This is a genomic window from Duganella sp. AC917 (assembly GCF_979258245.1).
On sequence record NZ_OZ409848.1, the window covers coordinates 227,371 to 240,191 of the forward strand.

13 protein-coding genes are annotated in these 12,821 nt (G+C 62.7%); 12 read left to right on the top strand and 1 reads right to left on the bottom strand.

What is annotated here, in order from left to right; translation table 11 throughout:
- Positions 1-26: 26 nt before the first annotated feature.
- The 12 genes from truA (at position 27) to ACZ0BA_RS01050 (ending at position 12,110) form a co-directional block, all read left to right on the top strand.
- Positions 27-830 carry a tRNA pseudouridine(38-40) synthase TruA gene (truA, locus tag ACZ0BA_RS00995; protein ID WP_463449512.1) on the top strand — a complete coding sequence of 268 codons (804 nt, stop codon included), beginning with the start codon at positions 27-29 and terminating at the stop codon, positions 828-830.
- 14 nt (positions 831-844) lie between these two features.
- The gene (locus ACZ0BA_RS01000; protein WP_463449513.1) at positions 845-1,537 is read left to right on the top strand and encodes a phosphoribosylanthranilate isomerase; all 693 of its coding nucleotides are present in this window, start codon (positions 845-847) and stop codon (positions 1,535-1,537) included.
- Positions 1,521-2,768: a tryptophan synthase subunit beta gene (gene trpB, locus ACZ0BA_RS01005; RefSeq protein WP_463449514.1), complete on the top strand. Its 1,248-nt coding sequence runs from the start codon at positions 1,521-1,523 to the stop codon at positions 2,766-2,768. The genes ACZ0BA_RS01000 and trpB overlap by 17 nt, the downstream gene beginning before the upstream one ends.
- Before the next feature lie 29 nt (positions 2,769-2,797).
- Positions 2,798-3,595, top strand: a complete 798-nt coding sequence (gene trpA / locus ACZ0BA_RS01010; RefSeq protein WP_463449515.1) for a tryptophan synthase subunit alpha — start codon at positions 2,798-2,800, stop codon at positions 3,593-3,595.
- Between the two features lie 276 nt (positions 3,596-3,871).
- On the top strand, positions 3,872-4,135 hold the full coding sequence (locus ACZ0BA_RS01015) for a hypothetical protein (RefSeq protein WP_463449516.1): 264 nt from the start codon (positions 3,872-3,874) through the stop codon (positions 4,133-4,135).
- 108 nt (positions 4,136-4,243) lie between these two features.
- Positions 4,244-5,116 carry an acetyl-CoA carboxylase, carboxyltransferase subunit beta gene (gene accD, locus ACZ0BA_RS01020; protein ID WP_090314808.1) on the top strand — a complete coding sequence of 291 codons (873 nt, stop codon included), beginning with the start codon at positions 4,244-4,246 and terminating at the stop codon, positions 5,114-5,116.
- Between the two features lie 101 nt (positions 5,117-5,217).
- A complete protein-coding gene (gene folC / locus ACZ0BA_RS01025; protein ID WP_463449517.1) occupies positions 5,218-6,507 on the top strand; it encodes a bifunctional tetrahydrofolate synthase/dihydrofolate synthase in 1,290 nt (429 codons plus the stop codon).
- 22 nt (positions 6,508-6,529) lie between these two features.
- Positions 6,530-7,582, top strand: a complete 1,053-nt coding sequence (locus tag ACZ0BA_RS01030) for an SPOR domain-containing protein (protein WP_463449518.1) — start codon at positions 6,530-6,532, stop codon at positions 7,580-7,582.
- A 15-nt stretch (positions 7,583-7,597) separates the two neighbouring features.
- Positions 7,598-8,086 (top strand): CvpA family protein, encoded by a 489-nt coding sequence (locus ACZ0BA_RS01035; RefSeq protein WP_463449519.1) that lies wholly within the window; start codon positions 7,598-7,600, stop codon positions 8,084-8,086.
- Positions 8,087-8,161: 75 nt separating this feature from the next.
- Positions 8,162-9,688, top strand: a complete 1,527-nt coding sequence (gene purF / locus ACZ0BA_RS01040) for an amidophosphoribosyltransferase (protein WP_463449520.1) — start codon at positions 8,162-8,164, stop codon at positions 9,686-9,688.
- A gap of 56 nt (positions 9,689-9,744) precedes the next feature.
- Positions 9,745-10,989, top strand: a complete 1,245-nt coding sequence (locus ACZ0BA_RS01045) for a cystathionine gamma-synthase family protein (protein ID WP_463449521.1) — start codon at positions 9,745-9,747, stop codon at positions 10,987-10,989.
- 17 nt (positions 10,990-11,006) lie between these two features.
- On the top strand, positions 11,007-12,110 hold the full coding sequence (locus tag ACZ0BA_RS01050) for a serine hydrolase domain-containing protein (protein WP_463449522.1): 1,104 nt from the start codon (positions 11,007-11,009) through the stop codon (positions 12,108-12,110).
- Between the two features lie 9 nt (positions 12,111-12,119).
- Here ACZ0BA_RS01050 and lexA read toward each other — a convergent pair whose 3' ends face one another.
- On the bottom strand, positions 12,120-12,758 hold the full coding sequence (gene lexA / locus ACZ0BA_RS01055; protein ID WP_463449523.1) for a transcriptional repressor LexA: 639 nt from the start codon (positions 12,756-12,758) through the stop codon (positions 12,120-12,122).
- Between the last annotated feature and the right edge of the window lie 63 nt (positions 12,759-12,821).

Sequence of the window (12,821 nt, forward strand, 5' to 3'; positions counted from 1 at the left end):
GCCTTAAACATCACCTCGGGCAGCAATTGAAACGGATAGCAATCGGCGTCCAGTACGACGGCACCGCCTGGCACGGCTACCAGAAACAGGAAGACGGCCACACGGTTCAGGACAAGCTGGAACAGGCGCTGGAAAAATTCGCCACGGTGCGCCTGGCAACCACCTGCGCCGGCCGCACCGACACCGGCGTGCATGCGCTTGAACAAGTGGTCCACTTCGACACCGACCTGACCCGCGACGCCCATTCCTGGGTGCGCGGCGTCAACGCCTTCCTGCCGCCGTCGATCGCCGTGCGCTGGGCCAAGGAGCTGCCCGGCGATCCGGCCGTGGATGATTTCTTCCATGCCCGCTTCAGCGCCCGCGCCCGGACCTATCACTATGTGCTGTACAACAATCCGACCCGTTCGCCGTTGCTGGAGGGCCGCGCCGGCTTCTGCTTCCGCCCGCTTGACGTGGCACTGATGCAGCAAGCCGTGCAGCCGCTGATCGGCTGGCACGACTTCACCGCCTTCCGCGCCGCGCAGTGCCAGGCCAAGTCGCCGGTCAAACTAATGCACGACATCCAGATCAAGCGCGTCGGCGAACTGGTGGTGTTCACCATCACCGCCAACGCCTTCCTGCACCACATGGTGCGCAACCTGGTCGGCTCGCTGGTCTACATCGGCACCGGGCGCGAAAAGCCGGAATGGCTGGGCCAGTTGCTGGAAACCAAGGACCGCCATGCCGCCGCGCCCACGTTCATGCCGGATGGCCTGTATCTGGCTAAAATAGACTACGATCCCAAATGGGAACTGCCGCTGGAAGCGACCAGCGCCTTACCCTGGTTCTAACAAGGAAACATTGCATGCCACGCACCCGTATCAAAATCTGCGGTTTGACCCGCGTGGAAGACGTACAAGCCGCAGTGGCTGCCGGCGTCGATGCGATCGGCTTCGTGTTCTATCCGAAAAGCCCGCGCTACGTCACGCCGGAGCAGGCCGCCGCGCTGATCGCCGCCGTGCCGCCGTTCATCACCTGCACCGGGCTGTTCGTCAACGCCACGCCAGAGGAGGTGGCGGCTATCGTCAAGGTGGCGCCTATTTCGCTGATCCAGCTGCACGGCGACGAGACGGTGGAGCAGTCCGCAGCCATTGCCGAAGCCTGCGGCCGGCAGTTCATGCGCGTGTTTCGCGTCAAACCCGACACCTTGCCGTCCGATTTGCTAGAATACGAACAACTATGCCGCGCCGCCAGTCCCTTGTTCACCAGTTTGTTGCTGGATACATATGTGGATGCCTACGGTGGCGCAGGAAAGGGTTTTGATTGGTCTCTCATTCAAAAAGATCTCGCGCCTCGGGTCGTTTTAAGTGGTGGCTTGAGCGTACACAGCGCGACTGACGCGGTGGTCGGTGTACGCCCCTACGCCGTCGACATCAGCAGTGGTGTCGAAGCGTCCAAGGGGATCAAGGATGCCCGCAAGATCGCCGGCTTCGTCGCGGCGGTGCGGGCAGGAGATGACATGATTGAAAGCGAAACCCACCATGAAAGCACTACCTGAGATCGGCGCAGCCGCGCCCCTGTTCCACGCCAAAGACTACGAACTGCCCAACGCCAGCGGCCATTTCGGCCCATACGGCGGCTCGTTCGTCGCCGAAACGCTGACCTACGCGCTGGCCGAGCTGAACGAGTCGTACGAGCGCTACAGCAAAGACCCGGAGTTCCTTGAGGAATTCCGCTATGAACTGAAGCACTTCGTCGGCCGTCCGTCGCCGATCTATCACGCCAAGCGCTGGTCCGAGCTGGCCGGCGGCGCGCAGATCTACTTCAAGCGCGAAGACCTGAATCATACCGGCGCCCACAAGATCAACAACGTCATCGGCCAGGCCTTGCTGGCCAAGCGCATGGGCAAGCCGCGCGTCATCGCCGAGACCGGTGCGGGCCAGCACGGCGTGGCTACCGCCACCATTTGCGCCCGTTTCGGCCTCGAGTGCGTGGTCTACATGGGCAGCGAGGACGTCAAGCGCCAGGCGCAGAACGTCTACCGCATGAAGCTGCTGGGCGCGACGGTCGTGCCGGTCGAGTCCGGCTCCAAGACGCTCAAGGACGCGCTCAACGAGGCCATGCGCGACTGGGTCACCAACATCGAAAACACCTTCTACATCATCGGCACCGTGGCCGGCCCGCATCCTTATCCGATGCTGGTGCGCGACTTCCAGTCGGTGATCGGCGAGGAATGCCTGGTGCAGATGCCGGAAATGACCGGCCGCCAGCCGGACTACGTGATGGCCTGCATCGGCGGCGGTTCGAACGCGATGGGCATTTTCTACCCGTACATCGACCAGAAGCAGGTGCGCCTGATCGGCGTCGAGGCGGCGGGCGAGGGGCTGGACGGCGTCAAGCACGCGGCCTCGCTGACGAAGGGCTATCCGGGCGTATTGCACGGCAACCGCACCTACCTGCTGCAGGACGAGAACGGCCAGATCATCGAGACCCATTCGGTTTCGGCCGGCCTGGATTATCCGGGCGTGGGGCCGGAGCACGCGTATCTGAAGGATATCGGCCGCGCCGAGTATGTCTCGATCACCGACGAGGAGGCGCTCAAGGCCTTCCACGATTGTTGTCATATCGAGGGCATCATTCCGGCGCTGGAATCGTCGCACGCGCTGGCGTACGCGGTGAAGCTGGCGGCCACCTTGCCGAAGGACCAGATCATTCTGGCCAACCTGTCGGGCCGTGGCGACAAGGACATGCACACCGTGGCGGAGCGGATGGGTTTGAACTTCAACTAATCCATCCAATAACTCTACCAAGGAAAACCATGTCCAGAATCGCACCAACCTTCGCCGCCCTGAAGGCGGCCAATAAAACCGCGCTCGTCACCTTCATCACCGCCGGCGACCCCGGTCCCGAGCACACCGTTCCACTGATGCACGCGCTGGTCGCGGGCGGCGCCGACATCCTCGAACTCGGCGTGCCGTTTTCCGATCCGATGGCCGAAGGTCCGGTCATCCAGCGCGCCTGCGAGCGGGCGCTGGCGTTCGGCGTCGGCATCCGCGACGTGTTCGAGTACGTTGCCGAATTCCGCAAGACCAACCAGACCACGCCGGTGGTGCTGATGGGCTACGCGAATCCGATCGAGCGCATCGGCGCCGCCGCCTTCATCGCCAGATCGAAGGAAGTGGGCGCCGACGGCGCCATCGTGGTCGACTATCCGCCCGAGGAGTGCGAAGAGTTCGCCGCCGCCATGCGCGCGGCCGAGCTCGACCTGATCTTCCTGCTGGCGCCGACATCGACCGAGGCACGCATCCAGCAGGTGGCCAAGGTCGGCGGCGGCTTCAGCTATTACGTCTCGCTCAAGGGTGTCACCGGTGCCGGTAATATCGATACGGTGCAGGTGGCCGAGCGCCTGACGGAAATCCGCAAGCACGTCAGCTTGCCGATCGGCGTCGGCTTCGGCATCCGCGACGGCGCCACCGCGCGCGCCGTGGCCGAGGTGGCCGACGCGGTCGTCATCGGCAGCCGCATCGTGCAGGAGATCGAAAAGCACGGCAAGGAAGGTTCCGTCGCGGCCGTGCAAGCCTTCGTCAGCGACATCCGCAGCGCCCTCGACGCCTGACCGGTTTTAGAAGACCGTAACACCCTCCGGCCGCTTGGCCGTCATCAAATTACGACCGCTCACCTTGATACATAGTTAAGTACTGACTATGTTGAAGGGGAGCGGTCGTGCGCTTTGAATGGGATGAGCAGAAGGCCAAATCCAACCTTCGCAAAATAAGTTACCGAGGGCGGCTGTTGTTGGTAAGTCATTGTTATCGAGGCGCTGATGTCGTACGCCTCATATCAGCTCGTAAGGCTAACAAAGCTGAACTGAAAATTTATCAATGAGGAAACTATGTGTAACGATGAGTTAGATTTGTCAAAAAGCGTTCCTGTTGCCAACCACTTTGCCCGGCAGATCGGACGCGAGCTGACGATCGGTTTGTCTAACGATGCCATTAATTATTTCAAGCAAATTGGAGATGAGGTTGGACTACCGCTTGAACGTGTAATTGAAACATATCTGCGTCATATCGCTCGCGCGAAGTACAAAGTGACGATAGAGATGCCTGCCACCGACGACGAAACAGAGGCGACGGCAGTAGGGGATTCCCTCTAAATCCCGCTGAATTCCATGACGAAAGCTAAAAATTATTGTATTGCAATGTTCGACAGGCGTACAAGAAACGGCTACACTTCGGCCACAAGTTAGCTGCAAGGAGAATTTATGAGTTGGTTGGAAAAACTGCTGCCCCCAAGAATCCAGCGTTCCGACGTTGCCGCCCGCAAGACGATGCCAGAGGGCCTGTGGGTCAAATGCCCATCGTGCGAAGCCGTCCTGTACCGCACCGATCTGGAATCGAACCTGCATGTTTGCCCTAAATGCGACCACCACATGCGCATCCGCGCCCGCGAACGCCTCGACAGCCTGTTCGACGCCGGCGGACGTTATGAAATCGGCATGGACACGCTGCCGGTCGATACGCTGAAGTTTAAAGACAGCAAGAAATACCCTGACCGCCTCAAGCAGGCGATGGAAGCGACCGGCGAGACCGACGCCATGATCGTCATGGGCGGCGCCATCATGAGCATGCCCGTCGTCGTGGCCTGCTTCGAATTCGAATTCATGGGCGGCTCCATGGGCTCGGTGGTCGGCGAGCGCTTCGTGCGCGGCGCGCAAGTGGCCCTGGAACAGAAAGTGCCGTTCATCTGCATCACCGCCACCGGCGGCGCCCGCATGCAAGAGGGCCTGCTGTCGCTGATGCAAATGGCGAAAACCACCGCCATGCTGACCAAGCTGTCCGAGAAGAAGCTGCCGTTCATCAGCGTGCTGACCGATCCGACCATGGGCGGCGTGTCCGCCTCGTTCGCCTTCATGGGCGACGTCGTCATCGCCGAGCCGAAGGCGCTGATCGGCTTCGCCGGCCCGCGCGTGATCGAAAACACCGTGCGCGAGAAGCTGCCGGAAGGTTTCCAGCGCTCCGAGTTCCTGGTCACCAAGGGCGCCGTCGACATGATCGTCGACCGCCGCAAGATGCGCGAAGAAATCGCCCGTCTGATGGCCTTGCTGCAAAACCAGCCGGCCGAGGTTATTGCGTAACCTTATCGCATAGCCAATATTGCAGTTTCAATGCCCGGCACAACGGCGCGCAATCGGATATCATCCGGCCTGCGCGCCGTTGCCATTTTCAGAGTCTTATCATGTCGAACCTCCCAACCACTTTGCCCGCCTGGCTTGCGCTGATCGAATCGCGCCACGCCGAAACCGTCATCAACATGGGCCTGGACCGCGTCCTGGCCGTCAAGGAACGCTTGCAGCTGAGCTTTAGCTGCCCGGTCGTCATGGTGGCCGGCACCAACGGCAAGGGTTCGACCTGCGCCATGCTGGAATCGGTGCTGCTGCGCGCCGGCTACAAGGTCGGCCTGTATATCAAGCCGCACTTCCTCGACTTCAACGAGCGCGCGCGGATCAACGGCGACCTGGCCAGCGACGAGGTGCTGGTCGACGCTTTCAACACCGTCGAGGCCGCGCGCGGCGACACCCCGCTGACCTATTTTGAATTCACCACGCTGGCCATCATGAAGCTGCTGGCGGACGCGGGCATGGATGTCGTCATCCTGGAAGTCGGCCTCGGCGGGCGTCTGGACGCCGTCAACATCGTCGACGCCGACGTCGCCATCGTCACCAGCGTCGATATCGACCACACCGACTACCTGGGCGACACGCGCGAGAAGATCGGTTTCGAGAAAGCCGGCATCTTCCGCGCCGGCAAGACGGCAATCTGCTCCGACCCGGTGCCGCCGCAGTCGCTGATCGACCACGCCGAGGCCATCGGCGCCGACCTATGGCTGATGGGCCGCGATTTCAATTACTCCGGCGACAAGCAGCAGTGGAATTATGGCGGCCGCTCGCAGCGCCGCAATTCGCTGGCCTATCCGAGCCTGCGCGGCGCCAACCAGATCCTCAATGCGTCCGCCGTGCTGGCCGCGCTGGAGGCGCTCAAGCTGGAATTGCCGGTCGGCGCGCAGGAAGTGCGCACCGGCCTGGTCACGGTGGAGCTGCCGGGCCGCTTCCAGGTGTTGCCGGGCCGGCCGACGGTGATCCTCGACGTCGCCCACAATCCACACGCGGCCTCGGCGCTGAACCAGAACCTGGGCAATATGGGCTTCCACCCGTACACCTACGCCGTGTTCGGCTCCATGCACGACAAGGATATCGATGGCGTCATCGCCGCCATGTCCGAGCATGTCGACCATTGGTGCCTGACGAATCTGCCGTCGCCGCGCGCGGCCAGCGCCTCGGAACTGGCCGCGAAGGTGCAAATTGTGCAACCCGAAAAATCCGAACGCACCATCAATATCTTCGACGATCCGGCCACCGCCTATGCAAATGCGATGAGCCGGGCCGGGGAGAATGATAGAATTGTGGTCTTTGGATCTTTCCTCACGGTCGCAGGCGTCATGGCGGCGAGAAAATCCTCACTCCATTGAACGCACAGGACTGAAATCACGCATGGGCTTGTTCTCGAAATTCGGTAAAAACAAGCAAGAGACCGCCGGTCAGGACAGCGGCTATTACACCAGCGCGGATGATCAGGCCGCAACCGAGCGCGCGCGCTCCAAGCGCGCCTCGTCGGCCAACGCGCCGGCCAACGCGCGCCGCGCCAAGGATCGCGAGGCGGACGATCCGGTGTTGCCGGAAAAGAAACGTGCGCGCCGCCGTCTGGTCGGCGCCATTGCGCTGGCGCTGGCGGTAGCCGTCGGCCTGCCGATGGTGCTCGATTCCGAGCCTCGTCCGCTCGCGTCCGACATCGACATCAAGATTCCCGCCAAGGATAAGGCCGCCGAGGCATCGGCCGCGCGTGCGCCGGCCGCCGCCGCCGTGCCGGCCAGCGCCGCGCTCGACAGCAAGGAAGAAATCGTCGACGACGTCAAGCCGGCCAAGGCCAAGGCCGCCGCCGCGCCGTCCGCCGAGGAAGTCATCAAGGCCGACAACGCCCGCCAGGAAGCCGAAGCCCAGGCCGATCTGAAGGCCGAAGCCAAGGCCAACGCGGCGGCCAAGGCAGAGGCGCTGGCCAAAGCCAAGGCCGAACACGAGTCCAAGGCCCGCGCCGAGACCGAGGCCAAGGCCAAGCTGGACGCCGAGCGCAAGCGCGAAGGCGAGCGCAAGCTGGCCGAGGCGAAAGCCGAAGCCAAGGCCAAGGCCGACGCCGAGCGCAAGCTGGCCGAAACGAAAGCGGCGGCCAAGCCGGCGTCCGACAAGGCATCCGAAGATGCGCGCGCGCTGGCGATCTTGGAAGGCAAGGCCGCCGCCAAGCCGGCCGCCGCCGTAGCTGAGTCCGGTCAGAAATTCGTGCTGCAAGTGGCCGCGCTGAGCGACCAGGGCAAGGTCGACGAGCTGCGCAAGAAACTGAAGGAGGCCGGCATCAGCTCCTTCACCCAGAAAACGCCTTCCGGCGAGATCACCCGCGTGCGCGTGGGGCCGTTCACTAACAAGGAAGAAGCGGAAAAAGTGCGCGCCAAGCTGAGCGGCATGGGCCTGAGCGGCCGCCTGGAAACGGTTTGATCCAGGCCGCCTGACGTGACGATTTTCGATTATCTGGTGATCTTCGTGATGGTCACCTCGGTCATCATCAGCATGCTGCGCGGGCTGGTCAAGGAAGTGCTGTCGCTGGCCGGCTGGGTGGTCGCCTTCGTGGTGGCCAACGCCTACGCCGCCGCGCTGGCCGTGATGTTGCCGGCGGTGGTGCCGGGCGAGGTGTTGCGCCTGATCCTGGCCTTCATCGCCCTGTTCATCGGCGTGCGCATTTTGATGGGCCTGCTGTCGATGGCGCTGGGCGCCTTGCTCGACGCCGGTGGCCTCAGCCTGTTCGACCGCGCGCTCGGCGCCGTGTTCGGCGTCGGCCGTGGCCTTGTAATCGTGCTGACCGCCGTCATCTTGTGTGGGATGACGTCGCTCCCACAACAGGATTTCTGGAAGGAGGCGTTGCTCAGTCCGTATGCCGAGACCGGCGCCCGGCTCGTCAAGACCTTCCTTCCCGCTGCGATGGCGCAGCATGTGAACTTTTGATTGCGTTTGAATTTCCAGCAACACCGTTTTTAGTCTGCGTCTTTAATCTGTAGTACCCAGTCCAGGAGCACCATCATGTGTGGCATCGTCGGCGTCGTTTCCCATCAACCTGTCAATCAACTGCTGTATGACGCATTGTTGCTGTTGCAGCATCGCGGCCAGGATGCAGCGGGTATCGCGACCAATCACAGCAGCATGTTCGCCATGCACAAGGCCAATGGCCTGGTGCGTGACGTTTTCCGTACCCGCAATATGCGTACCCTGCAAGGCAACTCGGGCATCGGCCACTGCCGCTATCCGACCGCCGGCTCGTCGAGCGAGGAAGAGGCGCAACCGTTTTACGTCAACGCCCCGTTCGGCATCACCCTGGCGCACAACGGCAACCTGACCAACTGGGAACAGCTCAAGCAAGAGATGTTCAAGAACGACCGCCGTCACATCAACACCGACTCCGATTCGGAAGTGTTGCTGAACGTGCTGGCCCATGAAATCCAGAAGGCCACCACCGGCATCTCGATTGACGCCGACACCATCTTCGACGCCGTCACCGTGCTGCACCGCCGTGTGCGCGGCGGTTACGCGGCCGTGGCGCAGATCGCCGGCGTCGGCCTGCTGGCCTTCCGCGACCCGTTCGGCATCCGTCCGCTGTGCCTGGGCATCAACGAGACCGAGCAGGGCGCCGAATACCTGGTCGCCTCCGAGTCCGTCGCCCTCGAAGGCATGGGTTTCCGCTTCCTGCGCGACATCGCGCCGGGCGAATGCGTCTTTGTCGACGCCGACATGCAACTGCACAGCCGCCAGTGCGCCGACAATCCTTCGCTGAACCCGTGCGTGTTCGAATTCGTCTACCTGGCCCGTCCGGACTCCGTCATCGATGGCGCCTCGGTCTACGCCACCCGCCTGAAAATGGGCGAGTACCTGGCCGAAAAGATCAAGCGCGAATTCAAGGACGGCGAAATCGACGTCGTCATGCCGATTCCGGATTCGTCGCGTCCCGCCGCGATCCAACTGGCGCTGGCGCTCAACGTCGAGTACCGTGAAGGCTTCATCAAAAACCGCTACATCGGCCGCACCTTCATCATGCCGGGCCAGGCCGCGCGCAAGAAATCGGTGCGCCAGAAGCTCAACGCGATCGCCTCCGAATTCAAGGACAAGGTCGTGCTGCTGGTCGATGACTCGATCGTGCGCGGCACCACCAGCCGCGAGATCGTGCAGATGGCGCGCGAAGCGGGCGCGAAGAAAGTGATCTTCGCCTCGGCCGCGCCGCCGGTGATCTACCCGAACGTGTACGGCATCGACATGCCGACCCGCGACGAGCTGATCGCCTACGGCCGCACCACCGAGGAAGTGTGCCGCGAAATCACCGCCGACCACCTGGTGTACCAGGACATCGAATCGTTGAAGCGCGCCATCTCCGACGTGAACCCGGAGCTGAAGAACTTCGAAGCGTCGTGCTTCGACGGCATCTACGTGACCGGCGACGTGTCGAAAGAGTACCTCGACAAGCTCGAGTACGCGCGCCACAACCCGAAGGCCAAGACCACGCATGAAGACGCCGGCCGCTCGCAGCTGAACCTGAATCTCGCGACCGCCGAAGGCTGATGTCGCGCCCGGTACGGTTCGCCGTACCGGGCTTTTTTTTTGACCATTCCAAGCATATGAACGATAAGAAGAACTACGGTTTCACCACCACCATCTTGCACAACGACCGCCTCAAGGGCATCGAGCACGGCTCGCTGCACAAGCCGATCCATACCTCGGTCGCCTTCGGTTACAGCGACGCGCGCCAGCTGGCGTCGGTGTTCCAGGGTAAGGAGCCGGGCTTCCGCTACGGCCGCCAGGGCAACCCGACCATCTCCGCGCTCGAGGACAAGGTCAACAAGATGGAGCAGGGCGTGGGCACCTTGTGCTTCGCCACCGGCATGGGCGCGATCGGCGCCGTGTTCCAGTCGCTGCTGCGCGCGGGCGACCATGTCGTCTCCTCGGCCTTCCTGTTCGGTAATACCAACAGCCTGTGGCAGACCACGATGGCGCAGGGCGTTGGCGTCTCGTTTGTCGACGCCACCGACGTCGCCAACGTCGAGTCGGCCATCACCGAGCAGACCCGCCTGGTGTTTGTCGAAACCATCGCCAATCCGCGCACGCAGGTGGCGGACCTCAAGCGCATCGGCGAGCTGTGCAAGGCGCGCGGCATCCTCTACATCGTCGACAACACGATGACCACGCCTTACCTGTTCCGGCCGAAGTCGGTCGGCGCGGGGATTGTCGTCAACGCGCTGACCAAGTCGATCGGCGGCCACGGCAACGCGCTGGGCGGCAGCCTGACCGACACCGGCGAATACGACTGGACCAAATTCCCGAACATCTACGAGAACTACAAAAAGGCGGCGCCGCTGCAGTGGGGGCTGGCGCAGATTCGCGCCAAAGGCCTGCGCGACTTCGGCGCCTCGCTGGGACCGGAGGCGGCGCACCACATCGCCGTCGGCGCGGAAACCTTGGCGCTGCGCATGGAGCGCACCAGTGCCAACGCGCTGGCGCTGGCCGAGATGCTGGAGGCGGACGAGCGCGTGGCCGCCGTCCATTATCCTGGCTTGGCATCGCATCCGCAGCACGGCATCTCGAGCGAGCTGTTCCGCCGCCACGGCTCGTTGTTAAGCTTTGAACTGAAAGATGGCATCGACTGCTTCGACTTCCTGAATCGTCTGAAGCTGGCGATCCCGGCATCGAACCTGGGCGACACACGCACCCTGGTGATTCCGGTCGCGCACACGATTTTCTACGAGATGGGCGCCGAGCGTCGCGCCTCGATGGGCATCGCCGAATCGCTGATACGGGTCTCGGTCGGCATCGAAGACACCGATGACCTGCTCGACGACTTCGCCTGTGCGCTGGAAGGCTGCTAAACCAACTCCGGGATCATATGAGAATTTCGCGTTTTAGCGTTGTCGTTGCCGCGTTGTTGTCGGTTTGCGCTGTCGTTCATGCCGACGCCCCGGCCACCGACGTCGAGATCATGGCCATGATCAAGACCCGTGTCGAGGTCGACCACGCCGGTACCGGCATGGTGGTCGGCATTATCGACGCGCAGGGTAGCCGGGTGCTGGCGTACGGGAAGCTGCGCGAAGGCGGCGCGCCGGTGGATGCGGATTCCGTGTACGAGATCGGTTCCATCACGAAGGTGTTCACCGCCACCTTGCTGAGCGATATGGCACGCAGCAGCGAGATCGGTCTCGACGACCCCGCCGCGCGTTATTTGCCGGTGAAGCTGCCCGCCGTCGGCGAGCGGCAGATCACGCTGGCCGATTTGTCGTCGCAGTTGTCCGGCATTCCGAGCATCCCGACCAACTTGGCGCCGAAGGATGACAACAACCCGTTTGCCGATTACACGGTGCCGCAGCTCTACGAGTTTGTATCGGGCTTCACGCCGACGCGGCCCGCCGGCGAGAAGTACGAGTATTCCAACGCCGGCGTCGGCTTGTTGGGCCATATACTGACGCTGCGCGCGAAAACCGACTACGAAACGCTGGTGCGCCAGCGCATCACCGGCCCGCTGGGCATGAACGATACGGCGATCTTGCTGACGCCGGTCATGCGCCGGCATCTGGCGGTCGGCTACGGCATGCCCGGCATGCCGGCTGCCAATTGGGACATGCCGGTGCTGGCGGGCATGGGCGCGCTGCGTTCGACGACGGCGGATATGCTCAAGTTCCTGGGCGCGAATATGGGACTGGGGAAGTCGCCGCTATACGGCGCGATGCAGGCGGCGCACCATGCGCGTCACGCGCTGGAGGGCAAGCCGGGACAATCGATCGCGCTGGGGTGGCATGTGCTGGAACAGAACGGCTCGCGTATCGTCTGGCACAACGGCGGCACGGCCGGCTACCGCACGTATATTGGTTTTGACGAGGTCACCCGGCGCGGTGTGGTGCTGATGTCGAACTCGCACATGGGCTCGGACGACATCGCGCGAAGGGCGCTCAACGGCGCCTTCCCGATCATCGTCCCCAAGCCGATGGCGATGTAAAAGCCTGGCTTAGTGCCAGCTGCGCATCAGGCCGACCGCCAGGCCTTCCAATGCGAACTCGTCCGCTTCGGGATCGACCTTGATGATCTTGAAGTCCGAATTTTCCGGCAGCAGCTCGACCAGGCTGCCTGTCTTGCGGTAGCGCTTGACCGTGACCTCGTTGCCGATCCGCGCGACGACGATCTGGCCGTTCTTGGCGCTGTCGACTTTCTTCACCGCCAGCAAATCTCCATCCATGATGCCGGCGTCGCGCATCGATTCGCCGCGCACCTTGAGCAGGTAATCCGGCTTCGACGAGAACATCGCCGGGTCGACGCTGTAGCTCGCTTCCAGGTTTTCCTGCGCCAGGATCGGCGAGCCGGCGGCCACGCGGCCGATCAACGGCAACGACATCATCAACGACACCGGCACCTTCGGCGTGGCCGGTTCGGCGTGCACACCCAGCAAGCGGATGCCGCGCGAGGTGCCGGCGGCGATCTCGATGGCGCCTTTGCGCGCCAGCGCCTGCAAGTGCTCCTCGGCCGCATTGGCGGATTTGAAGCCCAGTTCGTTGGCGATCTCGGCGCGCGTCGGCGGGAAGCCGGTGTTTTCGATGGCATCTTTGATCAGATTGAGAATTTGTTCCTGACGTGCGGTGAGCTTGATCATGAGTGCTGTTGGGCCTGTGTATATAGACAGTCTGTATTTTTGTACAGTATGGCCCGCAATGCA